General features: G+C 63.7%; 17 protein-coding genes. 2 read left to right on the top strand and 15 right to left on the bottom strand.

The window, feature by feature from the left end; genetic code table 11:
* Positions 1–188: 188 nt before the first annotated feature.
* On the top strand, positions 189–3983 hold the full coding sequence (locus C515_RS22550) for a PAS domain-containing protein (protein ID WP_051304846.1): 3795 nt from the start codon (positions 189–191) through the stop codon (positions 3981–3983).
* Between the two features lie 148 nt (positions 3984–4131).
* Here C515_RS22550 and C515_RS0110640 read toward each other — a convergent pair whose 3' ends face one another.
* The 4 genes from C515_RS0110640 to C515_RS0110625 form a co-directional block, all read right to left on the bottom strand.
* On the bottom strand, positions 4132–4767 hold the full coding sequence (locus tag C515_RS0110640) for a 3'-5' exonuclease (RefSeq protein WP_043649121.1): 636 nt from the start codon (positions 4765–4767) through the stop codon (positions 4132–4134).
* Positions 4764–6572: a putative nucleotidyltransferase substrate binding domain-containing protein gene (locus C515_RS0110635; RefSeq protein WP_028455525.1), complete on the bottom strand. Its 1809-nt coding sequence runs from the start codon at positions 6570–6572 to the stop codon at positions 4764–4766. The genes C515_RS0110640 and C515_RS0110635 overlap by 4 nt, the downstream gene beginning before the upstream one ends.
* Before the next feature lie 97 nt (positions 6573–6669).
* Positions 6670–8481: a cation acetate symporter gene (locus tag C515_RS0110630; RefSeq protein WP_169719578.1), complete on the bottom strand. Its 1812-nt coding sequence runs from the start codon at positions 8479–8481 to the stop codon at positions 6670–6672.
* Entirely contained in the window at positions 8481–8792 is a 312-nt protein-coding gene (locus C515_RS0110625) for a DUF485 domain-containing protein (protein ID WP_028455523.1), read from the bottom strand. The genes C515_RS0110630 and C515_RS0110625 overlap by 1 nt, the downstream gene beginning before the upstream one ends.
* 239 nt (positions 8793–9031) lie before the next feature.
* Here C515_RS0110625 and C515_RS0110620 point away from each other — a divergent pair, with 239 nt between their 5' ends.
* Positions 9032–9919, top strand: a complete 888-nt coding sequence (locus C515_RS0110620) for a LysR family transcriptional regulator (protein WP_028455522.1) — start codon at positions 9032–9034, stop codon at positions 9917–9919.
* Positions 9920–10099: 180 nt separating this feature from the next.
* On the opposite strand, the gene rpmG is transcribed toward C515_RS0110620, so the two are convergent.
* The 11 genes from rpmG to flhF all read right to left on the bottom strand — a co-directional run bounded on the left by rpmG (position 10100) and on the right by flhF (position 20727).
* Positions 10100–10255, bottom strand: a complete 156-nt coding sequence (gene rpmG / locus C515_RS0110615; protein ID WP_028453358.1) for a 50S ribosomal protein L33 — start codon at positions 10253–10255, stop codon at positions 10100–10102.
* A 16-nt stretch (positions 10256–10271) separates the two neighbouring features.
* A complete protein-coding gene (gene rpmB / locus C515_RS0110610) occupies positions 10272–10505 on the bottom strand; it encodes a 50S ribosomal protein L28 (RefSeq protein ID WP_028455521.1) in 234 nt (77 codons plus the stop codon).
* 130 nt (positions 10506–10635) lie between these two features.
* Positions 10636–12981 (bottom strand): DNA translocase FtsK, encoded by a 2346-nt coding sequence (locus C515_RS0110605; protein WP_028455520.1) that lies wholly within the window; start codon positions 12979–12981, stop codon positions 10636–10638.
* 144 nt (positions 12982–13125) lie between these two features.
* Positions 13126–13869: a flagellar motor protein gene (locus tag C515_RS0110600; RefSeq protein WP_028455519.1), complete on the bottom strand. Its 744-nt coding sequence runs from the start codon at positions 13867–13869 to the stop codon at positions 13126–13128.
* 5 nt (positions 13870–13874) lie between these two features.
* Positions 13875–14615 carry an RNA polymerase sigma factor FliA gene (locus C515_RS0110595; protein WP_028455518.1) on the bottom strand — a complete coding sequence of 247 codons (741 nt, stop codon included), beginning with the start codon at positions 14613–14615 and terminating at the stop codon, positions 13875–13877.
* A gap of 106 nt (positions 14616–14721) precedes the next feature.
* Positions 14722–15333 (bottom strand): ABC-type transport auxiliary lipoprotein family protein, encoded by a 612-nt coding sequence (locus tag C515_RS0110590; protein ID WP_028455517.1) that lies wholly within the window; start codon positions 15331–15333, stop codon positions 14722–14724.
* 6 nt (positions 15334–15339) lie between these two features.
* Complete coding sequence (locus tag C515_RS0110585; RefSeq protein WP_028455516.1) at positions 15340–16371, bottom strand: MlaD family protein; 1032 nt, start codon at positions 16369–16371, stop codon at positions 15340–15342.
* A gap of 129 nt (positions 16372–16500) precedes the next feature.
* Positions 16501–17253, bottom strand: coding sequence for an ABC transporter ATP-binding protein (locus C515_RS0110580; RefSeq protein ID WP_028455515.1), 753 nt, complete (start codon positions 17251–17253; stop codon positions 16501–16503).
* Entirely contained in the window at positions 17254–18348 is a 1095-nt protein-coding gene (locus C515_RS20610; protein WP_051304845.1) for an ABC transporter permease, read from the bottom strand.
* Positions 18345–19250: a MinD/ParA family ATP-binding protein gene (locus C515_RS0110570; RefSeq protein ID WP_028455514.1), complete on the bottom strand. Its 906-nt coding sequence runs from the start codon at positions 19248–19250 to the stop codon at positions 18345–18347. Before C515_RS0110570 ends, C515_RS20610 begins: the two co-directional genes overlap by 4 nt.
* Positions 19243–20727 (bottom strand): flagellar biosynthesis GTPase FlhF, encoded by a 1485-nt coding sequence (gene flhF, locus C515_RS20605; RefSeq protein WP_051304844.1) that lies wholly within the window; start codon positions 20725–20727, stop codon positions 19243–19245. Before flhF ends, C515_RS0110570 begins: the two co-directional genes overlap by 8 nt.
* Positions 20728–21005: the final 278 nt, after the last annotated feature.

The raw sequence follows: 21005 nt of genomic DNA, 5'->3' as shown, positions 1-21005 counted from the left end.
GAGTGCTCCTTCTTGGCCAAACAGTAAGGATGAAATTGGTGAGCAAACTTTATGGGCGGGTCGGGTTTTTATCCAATTGTCTTTTCTGATGTGCCGAATCAGTGGCGCTGATTGTTGGCGCGCTGCGGCTTGCGCTGTCCTGAACTAAGCTCAACGGGCGAGCAACTTCGCGGTCTGCTGGACAATCCATGCTGGAACAATTGCTGAACACCATCGTTAATGCTCAAGCCGGCTTTCTGTCCGAAGGCGATGAGCAAAGCGTCTTCGACAATACTCTTGCCGATTTGCTGCATTTAACCGGCAGCGAGTACGGCTTCATTGGCGAAGTGCGTTACCTGGCTGGCGCGCCGCAGCTGGTCACGCATGCCATTACCAACATTGCCTGGAATGAGGCAACACGTGCGTTCTACGCCGAAAATGCGCCGCGTGGCCTGGTCTTTACCCGGCTTGATACGCTCTTTGGTGCGGTGCTGACCTCCGGCCAGGTGGTGATTGCCAACGATCCTGCCCACGATCCGCGACGGGGAGGGCTGCCCCCGGGGCATCCGCCGATGCTGGCATTCATGGGTTTGCCCATTCTCGCCGGGGATGAACTGGTCGGCATGATCGGTGTCGCCAATCGCCCCGGCGGCTATGAGGCAAATTGGCCGGATGACCTGCGTCCTTTGTTGCTGACGCTGGGCAACCTGATTTGCTATCGGCGGCTCAAGGCGGACCGTGAGTTGCTTGACGCACACCGGCAGCAGCAGCAACGCGCCCTGCGAGCCCTGAACCGCATTGCCGCGCTGACCGGAAATGATGAGCGCGAGCTCTTGCGCAAGGCGCTCAAGCTCGGGTGCGACTATTTTGGCTTGCCGATGGCCATCATCAGCAACATTCGGGGTGAGCTGTACCGCATCGATGTGCAGTACAGCGAGGGGAATGTGCTGCAGGATGGCATGGACTTTATGCTGGGCAAGACGTATTGCTCCATAGCCCTTGGTCACGATGATGTTTTGGCGATTACCCATATGGGTAATTCGGAGTATGCCCATCACCCCTGCTATGGCGAGTTCGGCCTGGAAACCTATATCGGCACACCATTGCGCGTGGCTGGCGAGGTAGTCGGCACGCTGAATTTTTCGGCCGCGCCGCCGCGAGCCCGGCCATTTGACGAGGCCGACATCGAGTTCGCACGTCTGATGGGGGGCTGGGTCAGTGCGGTGCTGGAACGTCTTGCCCAGCAGCGGGTGCGTGATGAGCTGCTGGCCCGTCTGCAAAAAATCGGTGACCTGCTGCCTGGCGTCATTTATCAGTTTCTGCTGCGCCCTGATGGTTCCAGCTGTTTTCCCTACGCCAGCGCAGGTATCGAGGAAGTCTATGGCGTCAAGCCGGCCGATGTGCGCGAGGACGCCAGTGCCGTCTTTGCCGTCTTGCACCCCGAGGATGTCGCAGCGGTAAGGGCCAGTATCGAGCGGTCCGTCAGCGCTCTGGAAACCTGGCACGCCGAATATCGGGTCAAGCATCCGCACAAGGGCACCATCTGGGTCGAGGGGATCGCCAAGCCGGAGCGCCAGCCCGATGGTGGTGTGCTCTGGCATGGTTTCATTGACGATATCAGTACTCGCAAACTGGCCGAAGAGAGGCTGCGCAGCAACGAGGCCGAGGCCCGCAAGCTGTCGCTGGCGCTGAGCCGTACGTCGAGCGCCGTGGTCATCGCCGATGCGGCAGGGCGGGTGCTCTGGGTCAACCCGGCCTTTGAGCGCATGACGGGCTATGCGCTGGACGAAGTGCGCGGGCAGGTGCCGGGCAGATTGCTGCAGGGCCCCCTGACAGACCCGCAGACGCGCGCCTATCTGTCGGAGCGGCTGGGCAGGGCGCAACCGTGCCGCGCAGAAATCATCAATTACCGCAAGGATGGCGCGCATTACTGGATTGCTCTCGAAATTGAGCCGCTGCACGATGAGGAGGGCAAGCTGCAATTCATCGCCGTCGAGAGCGACATTACCGACCGCAAGCGGGCGGAAATGGCCCTGCAGCATGAGCGCCAGCGCTTGCAGCAGATCATTGAAGCCACGCATATAGGCACCTGGGAATGGCACGTCCAGACGGGCGAGGTGCTGTTCAACGAGCGCTGGGCGGAAATCATCGGCTACACCCTTGACGAGCTGGCGCCGATCAGCATCGAGACCTGGCTCAAGCATGCCCATCCCGACGATCTGGCCGAGTCGGGGCGACTGCTGGAACAGCATTTTGCCGGTGAAACGCCTTACTATGATTGCGACTGCCGCATGCGGCACCGCAACGGCGAATGGATCTGGGTGCATGACCGTGGTCAGGTCGTCGAGCGCGATGCCGAGGGTAAGCCCTTGCGCATGACCGGCACTCATGAGGACATCACGCCCCGCAAGGTGCGGGAAGCCGAGCTGCAGGCAGCCCAGAATGCGGCCGAAGCGGCAAGCAAGGCCAAGAGCCAGTTTCTTGCCAATATGAGCCATGAAATTCGCACCCCCATGAATGGGGTGCTGGGCATGACCGGGCTATTGCTGGATACCGAGCTGACCGAACAGCAGCGCGAGTATGCGGAAACCATTCGGCAGAGTGGTGATGTCCTGCTGGGAGTCATCAACGACATCCTCGACTTCTCCAAGATCGAAGCCGGTCGCATGGAGCTGGAGCAGCTTGATTTCGATCTGCACGCCCTGCTTGACGGGGTGGCGGCCATCATGGCGCTGCGTCCGCGCGAGAAAGGCATCGCCCTCGCTTTTCAGTGTGCCGCAGACGTTCCGGTCTGGGTGCGTGGCGATCCCGGCCGCCTGCGGCAGGTGCTGATCAATCTTGTCGGCAATGCCATCAAGTTTACCGAGCGTGGTGGCGTGCAGGTCATTTGCAGCGTTCTTGAGCAGACTGACGCGGTCGTTCGCCTGCGATTTGCCGTGCGCGATAGCGGCATTGGCATTCCACCGGATAAGCTCCATCGCCTATTTGGCAGTTTTTCCCAGGTGGATGCCTCAACCACACGGCGCTTTGGCGGTACCGGTTTGGGGCTTGCCATCTGCAAGCAGCTGGTTGAGCTGATGGGGGGCGAAATTGCGGCAAGCAGCACCGAGGGGCTGGGCAGCGAGTTTGTTTTCGATGTGGCGCTGGTGCCAGTCAGGAATGTGGTGGCCGAGGCTTTGCCGCCGAAGCAGGGGGCCGTCAGTCAGCGTGTGTTACTGGTGGACGATAGCGAGTCGCAGCGTGAGTACCAGTCCTTGCTGTTGCGCAACTGGGGTGCTGACGTCGATTGCGCGCCAGGCGGAGTCGAGGCCCTCGCCATGATGCAGGCCGCGAGCCAGCGCGGCACGCACTATGGCATCTTGCTGATCGATATGTTCATGCCGGGGATGGATGGATTGGAGCTGGCGCGCGCCGTGCGCGCTGCCGATGGGCTGGGTGATCCGCTGCTGATCCTGCTGACGGCCGTGGGGGCTCGTGGTGATTCGCTGCAGGCCAGAGAGGCCGGGTTTTCGGGATATCTGAACAAGCCGCTGCAGGAGCAAGCCTGGCGTGCCGTACAGGAGCAGGCGCGTACGCGACCGCCGCATCCGGAATTCCTGACCCGCTACACCATTGCCGACCTGGCGCCGAGAGTCCTGCTGGCCGAAGACAATGCAGTAAACCGCTTGGTCGCGACGAAAATCCTGGAAAACCTCGGCTGTCGTGTGCAGGTTGCCGAACACGGCATTGCCGCCATTCAGGCGCTGGTCGATCAGGAATTTGACCTGGTCTTCATGGACATGCAGATGCCGGAGATGGATGGTGTCGAGGCGACTCGGCACATCCGGCTTGCCGATACGGGAGTCCGAGATCCGTCCATTCCCATCGTGGCCATGACGGCCAATGCCACCGCCGAAGACCGGCAGCACTGCCTGGCGGCGGGCATGAACGATTTCATCTCCAAGCCGGTAGCGGCGCCCCAACTGGAAGCCATGCTGCAAAAATGGCTGGGGCGTGCGGCCTGAGTCGCCCGGTCGGGATTGCCGGTGCCCGCGCTTTCAGGCGGGTGCGCAAGCGCGGTGTGGGTCGTTCTGGTGTGTTGTCCGGCTGGCTTCAGTATGGCGCGGGCCATGGGTATCTGCCTGTGGCCTTTTTATATGTTTGCTTCGGGCTTTATGGCCTGCCGGGTATGCCTTGTCCCTGCAGCTTCAGAAAGATCAGTGCGGCAAGTACCGCGTCATTGAGCGGGTCGTGCCGTGGCAGCTGCGGCAGCGCCAGCGTGGCGAGCATCGACTCCAGGCTCAGGTCCACATCCGGGCGGTAGGCATGCACCATGCGCGCGTAATACAGCGCCGATACCTCGATGCGCCGGTTGGGCAGCGACACGCCCAGCCAGGGGCGCAGCGCGCGGTCGATCACGGCCAGATCGAACTCCAGGTAATAGCCCAGCACCGGGCGCGGGCCGATGAAGTCGAGCAGCTGCGCCAGCGCCTCGCGCAGCGGCAGGCCGCCCGCCACGTCCTGCGTGCGCAGGCCGTGAATGGGAATGCTGCTGGCCGCGATCGGACCGCTGGGGCGCACCAGCAGCTGCAGGTGCCCGGACAGCGCGATGCGCCGACCGCAGACTTTTACCGCCGCGATGCTGAGGATTTCCGCGGTTCTGGGATCCAGGCTGCTCATCTCGCAGTCCAGGCTGACATACTCGCCGGGGGGCGGCGTGGCGACGAGTCCGGCAAAGCGCGGCTCGCGCAGGCGCGCCAGCCAGCGCTGCCGCTGCCAGCCGGCCAGCCAGTCGCCCAGCCGGCTCACAGCGCCCCCAGGCGGAAATGGTGGCGCAGCGCCAGCCGCAGGCGCTTGACGACGCCAAGGGCGTCCTTGAGCAGATCGCGCTCCAGCGTCGACAGCGTGCGCGGGTCGATCAGATTGTCGGCGCGCTGGCCGGCCGCTTCGAGGCGGATGCCGTGGCGCAGCTGCAGGCCCTGCAGATAGGCCAGCGCTTCGGCGACATCGCTGGCCAGCGCGTCGGGCAGCACCGGCAGCCCGCGCAGCTTTTCGATGCGCTGATAGGTATTGCTCTGCACGACTTTGTACTGAAGGGCCAGGCTGCGGATACCGTGCACGATGGGGAAGATGCCGCCCTTTTTCAGGTCAAGCAGCTCGCCATGCTCGCCAGCAGCGGTCACCAGCCGGGCAAAGAGCGACAGCGGTGGTTCGAATTGTTCGATGGGCCAGGCAAAGCGCGCCAGGAAGGCGTCGTTGTCGGCCAGCCAGCGCCGCAGATGCGCGTCCAGCCCGGCGTGGAGCGTGGCATTGCCGCACACCGGACGGGCGTCGATCCAGATCGCCAGTTGCAGCAGCTGCTCGCCGCTGGCTTCGCCGGTCCAGGCATTGATCTGGCGGCGAAAGTCGCTGACGCTGCGCCGCCATTGCGGGGTGTTGAGCATCACGCCGCCGGGGCAGGGCGGGTAGCCCATGGCGAGCAGTTCCGCCGTGAAGCGCTCGCAGACCTCGGCCAGCTGGGGATGGTCGTAGCCGTCGGCGACGATCAGCGCATTGTCCTGGTCGGTGCGCAGGATCTGCTCGCCGCGGCCTTCCGAGCCCAGCACCAGCAGGCAGACCTGTTCCAGCATGCCCGGCGGCGCCAGCAGGGTGAACAGGCGGCTCAGGAGTTTCTGGCGCAATTCGCTCACCAGCTCGGCGATCAGCGTCACCTTCATGCCGTTGCCGTGCAGCTGCACGACCAGCTGCGCCATGCTGGTGGCGGCGGCGCGCAGCTCGACCAGGCTGGTGGCGCGTTCGAGACTGCCGGTGACCGTGTGCGGGTTGTTGGCCAGGCAGGACAGCAGATCCACCTGTTCGAGAATGCCGCAAATCTCGCCCTGGCGCGTGACCAGCAGGCGCTGGATGGTGTGACGCACCATCAGCAGCATGGCCTGATGCAGGAAGTCGTCATCCTCGATGCCGATCAGGCCGTAATTGGCGTGCCACTCGACCGGTTCGGTGTGCGGGTCCAGACCGTCGATCACGAAATTGCGCAGATCGCTTTGCGTGAAGATGCCGGTGCCGCGCGCGCCGCGCACCAGTACCGCGGTGACGTGTTCCTGCTGCATGGTGCGCGCCGCGGTGATGACGGTGGCGTTGTGGTCCAGCCAGCAGGGCGGGCGGTAGGGGCACTGGCTGACGCGCAAGAGCATCAGCGCCGCCTGTTCCTGCCGGTAGGGCTTGTGCGCCAGCGTGGCCAGCCGGCGCGCGACATCGTCATAGAAAAATGCTGCGAACACGGCATTGCTGCGGGTGATGGCCAGAATCACCTCGCGGGGTATCTGCCAGAGTAGTGTGTCCTCCGTGGCTTGCAGGGCAATACCTGCTGTGCCGCTAACGAGTGCCCGGCTGTCGAACACGTCGTTCGCCGCATAGAACACCGTGCCGTGCTCGCCGCGCTCTTCGACCAGGCCCTTCATCACCACATAAAGCTGCGTCACTTCGTCGCCGGGGGCGAGGATGTCGCTGTGCGCCGGGTAGTAAAGGATGTCGAGTGCGTCGGCCACGTGCGCGCGTTCGGCGGGTGTCAGCGTGTCGAAGGGGGAATGGCTGAAATCGAAGTTGCTGCTCATGGTGCCTCCTTTTCCAGTCTAGCCCGGATGTTTCTTCAGGGCGCCCAATGCGACAACGCCCCGCAGGGCGGGGCGTTGTCGTGGTGCGGCGTAATGCTTAGTGCTTGGATGCGCCTTCCGCGCCAATGCCGGTCATCGAGCGGATGAATTGCGGCAGGAAGAGGGCGCGTTCCTTCTGTGCCTGTTCGCTGTTGTCCGTGATGGAGACCAGCCAGGTGGTGACAAAGGCCAGCGTCATCGAGAAGATGGCCGGGTTGCTGTAGGCAAACGGCGCGCTGCCCTTCGGATTGCCCAGCGTCACTTCCCACACGGCCGGGCCGAGGATGATGAGCACCACGGCCGAGATCAGGCCGAACAGGCCGCCGATCACCGCGCCGCGGGTGGTCAGCCCCTTCCAGAACATCGACAGGAACAGCACCGGGAAGTTGGCCGACGCGGCAATCGAGAAGGCCAGGCCGACCATGAAGGCGATGTTCTGCTTCTCGAACAGGATGCCCAGGAAGATGGCGACGACGCCCAGCCCCAGGGTGGTCATCTTCGAAACACGGATTTCATCGGCCTCGTTGGCCTTGCCCTTCTTGATCACGCTGGCGTAGAGATCGTGCGACACCGCCGAAGCGCCCGAGAGCGTCAGGCCGGCGACCACGGCGAGGATGGTGGCAAACGCCACGGCCGAGATGAAGCCGAGGAAGAAGTCGCCGCCGACCGCCTTGGAAAGATGCACCGCCGCCATGTTCGAGCCGCCGATCAGTCCGCCCTTGGCCGGATCGAGGAACTCGGGATTGGTGGCGACCAGCGTGATCGCGCCAAAGCCGATGATGAAGGTCAGGATATAGAAGTAACCGATGAAGCCGGTGGCGTAGAACACCGATTTGCGCGCTTCCTTGGCATCCTTCACGGTAAAGAAGCGCATCAGGATGTGCGGCAGGCCGGCGGTGCCGAACATCAGCGCCAGACCGAGCGAGATCGCGTCGATCGGGTTGGAGACCAACCCGCCCGGCGCCATGATGTTGACCTTCGCGGCGGCGGTGGCGGTCTTCGCGGCGGCTTCGGCGCTCGCAACGGCTGCCGAGGCATTCGGCGCATTGCTGGCGACGGCGGCAGCGGCCACTTCGGACGCGACCGCTGCCTTGGCGGCCAAGGCCTGGGCGGCTTGCTGCTTCACTTCCACGGCCTGGGCAAACATGGTTTCGAAGCTGAAGCCGCTGTGCTTGAGCACCATGAAGGCCATGAAGGATGCACCGGAGAGCAGCAGGATGGCCTTGATGATCTGCACCCAGGTGGTGGCCAGCATGCCGCCGAACATCACGTAGAGCACCATCAGGATGCCGACCAGAACCACGGCATAGGTGTAATCCATGCCGAACAGCAACTGGATCAGCTTACCGGCACCGACCATCTGTGCGATCAGGTAAAGGGCAACAACGACCAGCGTACCGGTGGCGGCAAAGCTGCGCACCGGAGTCTGGCCAAGGCGGTAGGAGGCCACGTCGGCGAAGGTGTACTTGCCGAGGTTGCGCAGGCGTTCGGCGACGAGGAAGGTGATCACCGGCCAGCCGACCAGAAAGCCGATCGAGTAGATCAGGCCGTCGTAGCCCTTGTCGAACACCATGGCGGAAATGCCGAGAAACGACGCGGCCGACATGTAGTCACCGGCGATCGCCAGGCCATTCTGGAAGCCGGTAATGCCGCCGCCGGCCGCGTAGAAGTCCTTGGCCGAGCGGGTGCGCCGCGCTGCCCAGTAGGTGATGCCCAGCGTGAAGGCGACGAAAATGAAAAACATGATGATCGCGTGCCAGTTCAGGTCACGCTTGGCGACGGCGCCGTCGATTGCGCCGGCGGCCCAGGTTGGGGCCGTGGCGCAGGCCAGCAATGCCGCCGCGCCCAGGGTGTGCAGGGATTTGCGCATCATTGCTTGGCCTCCTCGACCACTTCGCGGGTCAGACGGTCGAATTCGCTGTTGGCGCGGCGTGCGTAAATGCCGGTGATCACAAACGCCGACAGGATGATCAGGATGCCGACCGGAATGCCGACGGTGGTGACCGAACCTGCCGACAGCGGCGTGCCCAGCGTGGCGGGCGAGAAGGCGATCACCAGAATGAAGCCGTAGTAAATGACCAGCATGACAATGGCCAGCATCCAGGAGAAACCTCCCTTCTTGTGAACCAGTTCCCTGAATTTCGGATTCGACTGAATGCGCTCGACGAGTGCTTCATCCATGCCTGCTCTCCTTGTCCTCGATTGATTGGAATGGGTATGTCCAGCCACAAGGGGCTGTCGTGAGCAATGTATGAGAAGGCGCGGCCCGGAGGCTAATTGCAAATTCTGATGTGCGAAATCAAGCCGTCTTATGCCGTATTGCGCAGGCCTTACTTTTATTGGTGAAATCGCGTTTTTGTGACTACGTCTTTCCGGTGGGCGGCAAGACAGCCTAAGGTGAATGCCCTATCATAATGAGCATGGAAATCTACCAACTTCGCACATTCGTGACGGTGGCCCAGCAGGGGCACCTGACCCAGGCGGCCGAGTTGCTGCATCTGTCGCAGCCCGCCGTGACCGCACAAATCAAGGCGCTGGAAGAAGAGTTCGGCATGCCGTTGTTCGAGCGCTATCCGGGCGGCGTGCAGCTCACCGAGGCCGGCAAGCTCTTGCTCCCCGATGCCGAAAACATGCTGGCGCTGGCCAGAAATCTGTTGCACAAGGCCAAGGCGCTACAGGGCGAACCGCGCGGCAAGGTACGCATCGGCACCATCGGCGTGCCGGCACGCCTCAAGCTCGGGCCCTGGCTGGCGCTGCTGCGTCAGCGCCACCCCTTGCTGACCATGGAAACCACGCATGGCATTTCGGTCGGCATCCTGAATGAAGTGCGCAAGAAAACACTGGATGCGGGCTTCTATCTGGGGCGCAATCCCTATCAGAACGTCAATACGCTGCAGCTGAGCGAAATCGGGTTTTGCATCGCGCTGCCGCTGCAGCTGGCCGGTGCGCTGGCCAATGCGGACTGGAAGGAGCTGGGGCGCGCGCCCTGGCTGGGGGTGTCGCAGTTCTCCAGTCTGGCCGGCATCACGCAGGAGCTGTGGCGCAGCCACAATATCGCGCCGCTGAAGGTGGGTGAATTCGACGAGGAGGCCACGCTGCTCGAGCTGATCAAGGCGGGTGTCGGCGTTGCCGTGCTGGCCGAGCGCACCGCGCGCCGCTATGCCGCCGACGGCTCGATTGCGCTGTGGCGTGGCGGCGAGCTGGCCACGCGCGCGCCGCTGCAGTTCATCTATTCGGCCGAGCGCGAAAGCGATCCGCTGATCAGCATGTTGAAAGCCAGTTTGCGCCAGGTCTGGGATCTGCCTTGAGGCGGTGGGCGTGGCCTTGCAGCTAATGAGGCTTGGGTATTGCGCCCTGGCCTTTTTGTTTGCTTGCTTGTGGGCTGATGGGTATATGCGTATATTGGCCGTGGCCAGGCTTGCGCGGCTTGCGGGCAAATAAAAACCCCGCCGGAGCGGGGCTTTCGAGTATGGTCACCAGCCGCCGAATTACTTCAGCTTGGTTTCCTTGTAGATCACGTGCTTGCGGGCTACGGGATCGAACTTCTTGATTTCCATCTTTTCCGGCATGGTACGCTTGTTCTTGGTCGTGGTGTAGAAATGACCGGTACCAGCGGTGGATTCGAGCTTGATCTTGTCACGCATTTGGTTTTACCTCTGATTACAGTTCGCCGCGGGCGCGCAGATCGGCCAGCACAACATCGATGCCAACTTTATCGATGGTACGCAGTGCAGCATTGGATACGCGCAGGCGTACCCAGCGGTTTTCGCTCTCAACCCAGAAACGGCGCGATTGCAGGTTCGGGAGGAAGCGACGCTTGGTCTTGTTGTTGGCGTGGGAAACGTTATTCCCGGTCATCGGGCGCTTGCCGGTGACTTTACATACTCGTGCCATGATTGCTTTCCTGAAATTCTGAAGCTGGAAAAGTCGGCATTTATATCACAGCCGGGGCGAAGTCTTCAAGCACGATCTGCGCTTCCCTGTTGTTTTGCCGCATTTTTCCGTGCAAGTGTTGCGGATTGGCTTATTCCTGGCCCGGCACCAGTACCGTGCGGTTGCCGTTGGTTTCCATCGGGCTCACCAGCCCGGCGGCTTCCATCTGCTCGATCAGGCGCGCGGCGCGGTTGTAGCCGATCCTGAGCTGCCGCTGCACGCTGGAAATCGACGCACGCCGGCTTTTCAGCACGAAGGCGACGGCTTCGTCATACAGCGGGTCGTTCTCGTCACCACCTTCACTTCCGCCTGCAGCGCTGCCGCCGGCCGCCTCGGCGTCAAAGCCGCCATTGAGGATGCCGTCGACGTAATCCGGCTCGCCGAATTGCTTGAGGTACTCGACGACGTGGTGCACCTCGTCATCGGCCACAAAGGCGCCGTGCACGCGCTGCGGGTAGCCGGTGCCCGGCGGCAGGTAGAGCATGTCGCCCTGGCCCAGCAAGGCTTCCGCGCCCATCTGGTCGAGGATGGTGCGGCTGTCCACCTTGCTCGACACCTGGAAGGCAATCCGCGTCGGGATATTGGCCTTGATCAGGCCGGTGATCACGTCCACCGACGGCCGCTGCGTGGCGAGGATCAGGTGAATGCCGGCCGCGCGCGCCTTCTGCGCCAGCCGCGCGATCAATTCTTCGATCTTCTTGCCGGCGACCATCATCAGGTCGGCGAATTCATCGACCACCACCACGATGAAGGGCAGGTGTTCCAGTGGCTCGGGATTGTCCGGCGTCAGCGTGAACGGGTTGGTGAGCTTCTGGCCCAGCTTCTCGGCATCCTTGATCTTGGCGTTGTAGCCGGCGAGATTGCGCACGCCCAGATGGCTCATCAGCCGGTAGCGCTTTTCCATTTCGGCCACGCACCAGTTCAGCGCGTTGGCGGCGAGCTTCATGTCGGTGACCACCGGCGCCAAGAGGTGCGGGATGCCCTCATAGATCGACAGCTCCAGCATCTTCGGGTCGATCATGATGAAGCGCACTTCGTCCGGCGTGGCCTTGTAGAGCATCGACAGGATCATCGCATTCACGCCGACCGACTTGCCCGAGCCGGTGGTGCCGGCCACCAGCAGGTGCGGAGCTTTGGCCAGATCGGTGACGATGGGCTTGCCGGTGATGTCCTTGCCGAGCGCCAGCGTGAGCTTGGAGCCCTGGCCGTGGAAAGGTTCTGACGAGAGGATTTCGGACAGGCGGATCATCTGCCGGGTCGGGTTGGGCAGTTCCAGTCCCATGCAGGTCTTGCCCGGGATGGTTTCGACGACGCGGATCGACACGAGACCCAGCGCGCGCGCCAGATCCTTCATCAGATTGACGATCTGGCTGCCCTTGACGCCGACCGCAGGCTCGATTTCGTAGCGCGTGATGACCGGCCCCGGATAGGCGGCGATCACTTTCACATCGACATTGAAATCGGCAAGCTTGCGTTCGATCAGTTGCGAGGTGAATTCCAGCGTCTCCTTGCTGACCGATTCCTGTGCCGCTGGCGGTGCGGCCAGCAGTTTCAGCGAGGGCAGATCCGGGCTGCTGCCCAGCGGCAGGTCGTCGAACAGCATGGGCTGCACGGTCTTTTTCTGTGCTTCGGTAATGCGCTTTTCCTCGGCCTTGCTGACCGGCTTGGCCACCGGCACATCCGGTGGCGCCGGGGCGATGATCAGCGGGGCTTTTTCTTCCTGGCGTTTTTTCTCGACCGTCACCTTCTGGTCGCGCTGGCGCGCGGCTTCCTTGCCGATATGGCGATCACGCGCCGCCTGGACGCGGCGCGCCAGCCAGAGCGCCGTGCTTTCAAGGCCGGTGCCGAGCAGTTCCATCACGCGCAACCAGGACAGGCCCGTGAACAGCGAAATGCCGATGCAGAACACCACCACTGCGGCGAGTGTCGCGCCGCTGAAGCCCAGGCCATGCAGCAGCAGGCTCCCCAGCCAGTTGCCGAACATGCCGCCGGCAGCCTGGGGCAGCGGTGGCGTCAGGGTATGGAAGCGCAGCGCTTCAATGCTGGCGCTGGCGCCAAGAATGAACAGAAAGCCGGTGCAGGCCAGCAGGACGACCGGGCGTGGTGATTCGGAAATGCGGTCGATGCGGCGATAACCCCAGGCAATCGCGACGAAACAGAAGGGGATCCACCACCAGGCCGACATGCCGAACAGCGAGAGCAGGACGTCGGCAATCCAGGCGCCAAGCGCGCCGCCACGGTTGACGATATCGGGCGTGGTGGCGCTATGCGACCAGCCCGGATCGCCCGGATGATAGCTGGCCAGCACGATGAGCAGGTAGACCACGGCGGCGACCAGCAGCAGCCACCAGGATTCGCGCAGGATATTGGCCAGCTGCGGGGGGAGCGCGGCACGGCTTGAGGCATTGGCAACGTTTTTCTTGCGGAACAGGGCCATTAGCGGGCTGGCGCGAGGGAAGGAATCACAGGATTATACCGAGCCGCTTCGCTGCGGCCATAAAAACCATACGTCACCAGGTATCGCCCTGCAAATCTTTTTCGCCGTTGGTTATGGGGCAATACCCTGCCTGTTTCTGCGCCATCAGTGCTGCAGGTAGCCGGCCAGGCGGTTTTCCAGCAGGCGCGGGTTTTCGCCGTTGGCAATGCTGACCATGCCATCCATCAGCATTTCGCGGTAGGTGACTTCGCGCTGGATGTGCTGCTTGAGCTTGTTGGCGATCGGCAGGAAAAGCAGGTTGGCGATGCCCACGCCATAAATCGTTGCCACAAAGGCGACCGCGATGCCGGCGCCCAGCTTGGACGGATCGGTGAGGTTTTCCATGACGTGGATCAGGCCCATCACCGCGCCCAGAATGCCGAAGGTCGGCGAATAGCCGCCAGCCGATTCCCAGATGCGCGCACTGGCGCGTGCCTGCAGATCGAAGGCGTCGATCTCCAGCTCCAGCGCCTTGCGGATGGTTTCCGGCTCTGCGCCATCAACGACCATTTGCAGTGCGCGCTTGATGTAGGGGTCGGGCTCGCGGTTGATGAAGGCCTCCAGCGCCAGCAAGCCACCCCGGCGGGCCTGCTGCCCCCAGTTGGTGAGCACGCCCAGCAGGCGCCGGAAGTCATGCTGTGGCGGGATGAAAATCCACTTGAGCATGCGCAGCCCCGCCAGGAAGTGCCGGGGCTGGGTTTGCAGCATCACCGCGCCCGTCGTGCCGCCAATGACGATCAGGAAGGCCGTGAGCTGGATCAGCGACAGCAGGCTGCCGCCTTCCAGATACTGGCCGACGATGATGGCGGCAAGGCCGAGAATGATGCCGATGATGCTGATCTTGTCCATGGGGGCTACCGGTTGAGCCAGCCCTGAAGCCTGGCGCGCAGGCGGGCGACGGCCTGGCTGTGCAGCTGGCAGACGCGCGACTCGGTCACGCCGAGCACGGCGCCGATTTCCTTCAGGTTGAGTTCTTCGTCGTAATAGAGCGCCATCAGCAGCTGCTCGCGCTCGGGCAGCTGCGCAATCGCGTCGATCAGCTGCTGCTTGAAGCGCTGATCGCTGAGCATGTCCAGCGGATTGGCCTTGTCATCGGCTGCGTACTGGTCGAGCTGGTCGTTGTCCTCGTCGTCGGCGAAATCTTCGTAGTGCACCAGCTGATGGCCGCGTGCTTCGCTGAGCATGGCCTGGTAGTCGCTGAGCGCCACGCCCAGCGCCTCGGCGATCTCGCCCTCGCTGGCGGCGCGCCCGAGCTGGTGCTCGATGCGGTGTACGGTGCTTTCGATCTCGCGCATATTGCGGCGCGCCTGGCGTGACAGCCAGTCGGCGCTGCGCAGCTCGTCCAGCATGGCGCCGCGAATCCGTTGCGAGGCATAGGTTTCAAACTGCACGCCGGCCTCGGTGTCGAAATTGCGCGCGGCTTCCATCAGCCCCATCAGGCCGACCTGGATCAGGTCGTCCACGTCCACGCTGGCGGGCAGGCGCGTGATCATGTGATAGGCGATGCGGCGCACCAGCGGCATGTGCTGGCGAACGCGTTCGTCTTCACTGGCGGATTGGGTGCTGCGATAAAGGGAAAGTGCCTTGTGCGCCATGCGGGCCGTCGCAAGCGCCTTGCCGTCTTTTCGCTGCCGGGCAGGAAAAGGCGGCAAGCCGCATCTTGGATGTGAATCGTGCAAGCAGTGTAGCCGAGGATTCGGATCAGGGACTAGTGCGGGATACCGCCTCCGCCAGTTTGAGTTCAATTTCCCGCAATGCATCGGCCAGGGCAAGATCAAGCCCGGCCATGGCGCTGTCGGCCTGTGCGCTGGGCAGCGTGCGGCGGGTGGTGACGGGCCAGCGTGCAACAAGGCGCGGGCCGGACGTCTGCGATTGCCACAGCTCGAGTTCCAGCCCGACTACCGCCTGCGGCGACTTGGGCTCGCGTACATCGATGTAGAGCGCGTCCAGCCGCGGGCGCAACTGCCAGCGGGCATCGCTGCCACCCAGGCCAAAGCCCGCATCCTGCAGCCAGGCGGCCAGCCTTTGCCGGAGCTGCTGTGCGGGCGGCGCGTGAAAGACATGGTAGAAATCCTGCACATAGCGCTGCTCGCTCTCGCGATACACCAGCGCCCGTTCGCTGAAGGGCGCACCGCTGCCGGGCTCGGCGAGCTGCAGCGTCACGTTCCGGCTGGCGTGCTGCTCGCCGCGACTGGCGCCCAGCAGGTAGGCCTGTGCCGGCGCCGGAGGCGGGCGCAGGGCGCAGCCACCCAGGAGGGTGATGGCCAGCAGGGATGCGGCCAGCAGACGGAATGGAATGGTAAATGGGCGCATGGGGGCTTATCGCGGCGGCTGATAGGGTGGGGGCGGGTTGGCCAGCAGGCTGCCGGGGTAGCGGTTCAGCTGCTCGCTGAGCTGTTTGAGTTGCCCGCTGATGGCGTGCAGATTGTCCAGCGTGGTGCCCAGTTCGTCTTCGCGCCCGGCCAGCAAGCGGTCCAGGCGGCCCATGGTGCTGTCCAGGCGCTGGATGGCCGAATCCAGCTCGGGCTTGTCCAGCAGTTCGCGGGCGCGGCGGCTGGCGGCGGCCAGATCGGCTGGCGCCGCCTGCAGGGCCGGGTCGGCCAGCAGTGTTTGCAGGTGGCCGCTGGCCAGGCGCAGATCCTGCATGGCGGCGCTGCTGTCGCTGGCGATGCGGGCGACCGGCACTTTCTCGACTTCTGCCAGGATGCGATCAGCGCGCTGGGTCATGCGTTCCAGCGGCATCTGGTCGAGCTTGTTGTTCAGGGTTTTCAGCACGGTGTTCAGGTTGTCGACGGTTTCTTCCAGCGGCAGTTTCTGGATGCGCCCGAGAATGTCCTGCGTGCGCCCGACCAGCTGTTGCACCGTGCTGCGCGCCGAGGGGACATAGCTGTATTCGGGTGTCCAGTCCTTGGCCAGTGGCGGATTGGCGGCCGCGTCGAGGTAGTCGACCTCCAGATAGCTGGTGCCGGTCAGGCCTTGTGGTGTGATGCGGATGCGCAGGCCGCGGCCGATTTCGGTGGCCAGTCTGGACTTGGCCGCCGGCGTGTTGGCGAAAATCGGGTTGTTGACCTTGGCCAGGATGCGGACGTACTGGCGGCGATCCTGCGGCGGCAGTTGCTGCTGATAGACCTCGTAGCTGAAGCCCAGCTCGGTGACTTCGCCGATCACCACACCGCGAAAGCGCACCTTGGAGCCGACATCCAGCCCCTGTACCGATTCATCGAAATAGCTTTCCAGCATCACCGCGTCGCGTCCCAGCGTATTGCCGCCGATGATGATCATCAGCGCACCCAGGGCCAGCAGGGCGGCAAGGACGAAAAGGCCGAGCTTGAAGTGTGTGGCTTGTTCCATCGATCCTACCTGGCGGGCCGCTCGCGGGAGCTGCCCGGGTCGCATTGCTCCGCGGCAAGCGGAGAAGGTGTATGAAAACAAAGAGCGCGCGGCAAGGTGCCGGTCTTGCCCGGACCCGCTGCCGGCTGCTTATTGCGCGCGCGCAGGTGCTTCACGGCGAAAGAAGCCCGAGACCAGCGGGTCGGGATGCGTGGCCAGCTCGGCCGGGCTGCCGGTGGCAATGATACCTTGCACCGATCTGTCCAGCATAATCGCACGGTCGGCAATCGCATTGATGCTGGCCAGCTCGTGCGTGACGACGACAAAGGTCATGCCCTGGCTTGCCGCCAGCTCGCGGATCAGCTTGTCCAGTCCCGCCGAGGTGAGCGGATCCAGCCCGGCCGACGGTTCGTCGAGAAACAGGATTTGCGGGTCAAGGACCATGGCGCGGGCGATGGCCGCGCGTTTCTGCATGCCGCCCGACAGCTCGGCGGGAAAGAGTTCGGCAAAATCTTCCAGCCCCACCTGACGCAACTTCAGCCTGGCCAGGGTTTCGATGGCGCGGGCATCAAGCCGGGTGAAGGTTTCCAGTGGCAGGCGCACATTGTCCAGCACGCTCATGGAGCCGAACAGTGCGCCGGACTGGTACATGACGCCGATACGTCGCAGGATACGCTGGCGGGTAGTGCTCTGCGCCCCAACAAATTCATCACCCCCGATGCAGATACTCCCTGATGCTGGCGGGTAGAGCCCAATCAGGTGCTTGAGCAGCGTCGATTTGCCGCAGCCCGATCCGCCCAGGATGGCCAGCACTTCGCCGGCCGTCACGCTGAAGCTGACATCCTGCAGGATGGTGCGGCTGCCGTAGCGGCAAGTCAGGTCGCGCACGTCGATCAGGCTCATTTACCATCCCATCAGGTAGTAGACGACGGCAAACAGGCCGTCGGTAACCACCAGGGTCACCAGCATGTAAACCACGGCCCGGGTGGTGGCTTGCCCCACGGCGCTGGCGCCATTGCCGGCCGAGAGCCCAAAGAGGCAGCCAATGCCGGCGATTTCCAGGCCGTAAATGGCCGATTTGGCGATGCCGCTCACAAAATCGCTGACATCCACGGCGCTGGCGACCTGGTTCATGAAGGTGCTGAAGGGAATGCCAAAGCCCTTCATCACCAGTGCGCCGCCAAACAGGCCGATCAGCTCGGCAAACACCGTCAGTACCGGCGCCATCAGCGTGCAGGCGATCAGCCGCGGCAGCACCAGAAAGCGCAGGGGATCGATGCCGAAGGTGATCAGCGCATTGATTTCCTCGTTGACCTTCATCGTCCCCAGCTCGGCCGCATAGGCCGCACCGGTGCGCCCGGACAAGAGGATGGCCATCATCAGCGGGCTCAGTTCGCGGACCAGCGACAGGCCCAGCAGGTTGGCGACAAACACCTCGGCGCCAAACTGGCGCATCGGCAGCGCCGACTGGAAGGCGAGAATCACGCCCAGCAGCAGGGCAATCAGGCTGACGATGGGTAGCGCATTGGTGCCGGCATCGTTGCACAGGCGCCAGACTTCGCGCAGTCGCAGCGTGCGGGCCTGTGGCGCGACATTGCGCAGCGCCAGCAGCAGGGCGCCGACAAAGGCCACCTGGGTTTGCCAGAGCTCGATCAGTTGCGCCACGCGCCGCCCCAGCCGGCTGATGGCGTTCCCGGCCGGCGTGCTGCGTGCCTCGGGCAGGGGGCGTTGCGGCTGCAACTGGCTGAGCTTGCGCGCCAGTTCGTCCGGCAGGTCGGTAAAGCGGATGCCACCCTGTTGCAGTTCGAACAGCATGGCCGCGCCCGCGCCATCGCATTCGCGCAGGTCATGCAGGCTCAGCGCATCGCCCGCCTTGAGTTGCCTGCGCAATTGCGGCCAGAGCTCTTCCAGATCCTGCAGGCGCAGCGCGCCGCCCAGGCGCCAGATGCCCGGTCCTTCCTGCAAATGCCACTGCGGGGCGGTGCGGCCGTGTCTCATGCTTTTGCCGCCGGGTCGTCGTAACGGTCAAAACGCTGGCGGCTTGATTCGACCAGCCGGTAGACAAAACCGGCGGGCGAATCGGCCGGACTTGCCGGCGGCGCCCAGCGCAGCATGCTGTCGGCAAGCTGGCGAAACGCGATGCTGGCTTCGCTGTCCGGATAGGCATCCAGCACCGTCTGGCCCAGCCGGCCGGCGCGGGGAATGCCTTCATCCTCGGGGACAAAGCCGATCAGGCGCAGATTCAGGGCGTCGCCCAGGTAATGCAGGGCAACGGATTTCAGCCGGCGGAACAGTGCCGTTGCCTCGTCGAGGCTGTGCACGCGGTTGACGAGAATGCGGAAGTCGCGGCGGCCGTGCTCCTGGTTCAGCAGCTTGATGCTGGCGTAGCAGTCGGTCAGCGAGTCGGCACGATTGTTCATGACCAGCACCAGATCATCGGTGGCGACCGACAGGCTGGTGATGCCGTGCGAGGTGGATGGGCGCGAGTCGAGCAGGATGAAGTCGGCATGGCTGGTGAGCTGCTCGAATTCGGCGGCCAGCCAGCGCTGTTCCATGTCGTTCAGGCAGGCCAGCGCGGCAGGAGGTGTGGCGATGGGCAGTACGCCAAAGCCTTGCGCGCTGGTTTGCAGCAGATCGGGCAGGCTCACCAGTCTTTGCAGGACATGCTCCAGCCCCAGGTCCTGGCGCAGTCGCAGGCGCTGGGCTATGGCCTGCGGGCCCTTGAATTCGTCGAGGATCAGTACCTCGCGCTGGCGCTCGACCAGAGCGGCGGCCAGGTTGATGACGCAGCTGGTGGCGCCGGCCGAACCCAGGCTGCTGACAAAGCTGATGCTGCGGCTGTGCGACGGAGTGACCAGCTGTCGCAGCCCCGCTGCCTGGTCAATCTGCCGTCTAGCCATTGCCACCGCCCCAGTTCAGGCTGAAATCGCCGCCGCTGTCATGGGCGCCCATGTAGAGCGGGTATTCCTCGTTGTGCAGCTGGTAGACGCCGCTGTCCTGCTGGCCGCGGAACGCCCGGTCGATCAGATAGCCGGTGTTCGGCCGGTGCAGGTCTTCCGGAACGCGCTGGCCGTTGGTCACGAAATGCAGCGGCAGCTTGTGACGGATCGCCACATCGAGGCAGCCGCCCAGATTCATCGTTTCATCGAGCTTGGTCAGAATGCAGCCGACCAGCTGGCGGTTGCGGTAGCGCCGCGCCACATCGTCGAGCGTGGCCGACTGGGCGTTGGCCGACAGCAGCAGCAGCGTGCCGACATTGTCCTGGTTGAACAGTGCCAGCTGTTCGCTGATGCGGATGTCGCGCTGGCCCATGCCAACGGTATCGATCAGCACCAGATGGCAGTGCGCCAGCTCGCCCAGCGTCAGCTGCAGGTCGGTTTCATCCTTGATCTCGTGCACGGGTACGCTGAGGATGCGCCCGTAAATGCGCAGCTGGTCATGCGCGCCAATCCGGTAACTGTCGGTGGTCAGCAGGGCCACCGATTGCGGGCCGTGCGTCAGCGCGCAGCGCGCGGCCAGTTTGGCGACCGTGGTGGTTTTGCCCACGCCGGTGGGGCCGATCAGCGCGTAAATGCCGCCGCGCTGGATCAGGTCGTCCTGCGAGCCCACGCTGCCGATATTGTGTGCCAGCGCCGCTTTCACCCATTTGAGGCCCTGCTCCAGCGTCTGCCCCGAAGGCAGTTTGTCGATCAGCTGGCGCGACAGCGCCGGGCAGAAACCTGCGCCAAGCAGCTGGCGCAGGATTTCCAGCTTTTCCGGTGCATGCTTGGCCAGTTCACCCCAGGCCATGCCGGCGAGCTGGCTTTCCAGCAGGCCGCGCAGCATGCGCACTTCACGGGCGATGTCACTGACGGCTTCCGGGCTGACCCCCTGGGTATTGCCCTGGGGCCTAACCGTTTCGGGCTCTTCAAAGGTGAAGCGGGGGGGGGGTATGTGCGGCTGGCTGTCCGGTGGCGGCGGGTTGCGGCGCGGGCGCGGTGTTTCGGCAGGGGCAAAGGTGGCCGGCTCGACGACCGGGCGGCGATTGCTGCGCAGCACCGAGGGTGGCTCGCTGCCCACATCGTTGATGGTCGGCTCCTGATCGTCGTCGGCAATCGCGTAGGAGCGAGCCAGTGCGCGAGCTGCCGGCGCTTCGGTCTGCGCATTCTGCATCAGGCGTGCGCCATTCTGCGCGGCACGGGTAGCGGGCTTGGCCGGCGCGCTGACAGTCTGGATGCTGGTCAGCGCGGCCACGTCCGAGTCGGCCACGGCCATGATTTCGATGCCGCCTCCGGCCACCTGCCGGTTGGACAGGATGAGCGCGTCCGGGCCGAGTTCGTCGCGAACCTGCCGCAGGGCATCCCGTGTGCTTGCACCGAAGAATTTTTTTACCACCATGTCCGTGTATTGCTTGTCGCCCGTTTGCCCGCCGGCGCAAGGCCGGTTCGGGGGTCATCTTCTCCGGCCGTACCGGGGAAGGGGTATGAAAAGTCCTGATTGGCAAAACTGCCCGGCAAACCCCGGATTGTCTCAGGGATTTGCTGTCTCTGCGCCCTCTGTGTCACTGTGGTTCAAAAAGGTTTCTGACTCTTTGCCAGAAAGGCTTGCTGGTGCCGTGAAAAATCTGTGCCTGAACAGCATCCACCACCTGCGCGAGTCCCCGCGTGCGCCAGTGT

The sequence above is a fragment of the Chitinilyticum litopenaei DSM 21440 genome (assembly GCF_000428145.1).
Classification (GTDB): Bacteria; Pseudomonadota; Gammaproteobacteria; order Burkholderiales; family Chitinibacteraceae; genus Chitinilyticum; species Chitinilyticum litopenaei.
This window is presented reverse-complemented; position numbering and strand designations above follow the sequence as displayed.

Excerpts from the sequence above, each read along its gene's own strand:
- C515_RS22550 (WP_051304846.1), top strand. The coding sequence starts at position 189 with ATGCTGGAACAATTGCTGAACACCATCGTTAATGCTCAAGCCGGCTTT.
- C515_RS0110635 (WP_028455525.1), bottom strand. The coding sequence starts at position 6,572 with ATGAGCAGCAACTTCGATTTCAGCCATTCCCCCTTCGACACGCTGACA.
- C515_RS0110630 (WP_169719578.1), bottom strand. The coding sequence starts at position 8,481 with ATGCGCAAATCCCTGCACACCCTGGGCGCGGCGGCATTGCTGGCCTGC.
- C515_RS0110625 (WP_028455523.1), bottom strand. The coding sequence starts at position 8,792 with ATGGATGAAGCACTCGTCGAGCGCATTCAGTCGAATCCGAAATTCAGG.
- C515_RS0110620 (WP_028455522.1), top strand. The coding sequence starts at position 9,032 with ATGGAAATCTACCAACTTCGCACATTCGTGACGGTGGCCCAGCAGGGG.
- rpmG (WP_028453358.1), bottom strand. The coding sequence starts at position 10,255 with ATGCGTGACAAGATCAAGCTCGAATCCACCGCTGGTACCGGTCATTTC.
- rpmB (WP_028455521.1), bottom strand. The coding sequence starts at position 10,505 with ATGGCACGAGTATGTAAAGTCACCGGCAAGCGCCCGATGACCGGGAAT.
- C515_RS0110605 (WP_028455520.1), bottom strand. The coding sequence starts at position 12,981 with ATGGCCCTGTTCCGCAAGAAAAACGTTGCCAATGCCTCAAGCCGTGCC.
- C515_RS0110600 (WP_028455519.1), bottom strand. The coding sequence starts at position 13,869 with ATGGACAAGATCAGCATCATCGGCATCATTCTCGGCCTTGCCGCCATC.
- C515_RS0110595 (WP_028455518.1), bottom strand. The coding sequence starts at position 14,615 with ATGGCGCACAAGGCACTTTCCCTTTATCGCAGCACCCAATCCGCCAGT.
- C515_RS0110590 (WP_028455517.1), bottom strand. The coding sequence starts at position 15,333 with ATGCGCCCATTTACCATTCCATTCCGTCTGCTGGCCGCATCCCTGCTG.
- C515_RS0110585 (WP_028455516.1), bottom strand. The coding sequence starts at position 16,371 with ATGGAACAAGCCACACACTTCAAGCTCGGCCTTTTCGTCCTTGCCGCC.
- C515_RS0110580 (WP_028455515.1), bottom strand. The coding sequence starts at position 17,253 with ATGAGCCTGATCGACGTGCGCGACCTGACTTGCCGCTACGGCAGCCGC.
- C515_RS20610 (WP_051304845.1), bottom strand. The coding sequence starts at position 18,348 with ATGAGACACGGCCGCACCGCCCCGCAGTGGCATTTGCAGGAAGGACCG.
- C515_RS0110570 (WP_028455514.1), bottom strand. The coding sequence starts at position 19,250 with ATGGCTAGACGGCAGATTGACCAGGCAGCGGGGCTGCGACAGCTGGTC.
- flhF (WP_051304844.1), bottom strand. The coding sequence starts at position 20,727 with ATGGTGGTAAAAAAATTCTTCGGTGCAAGCACACGGGATGCCCTGCGG.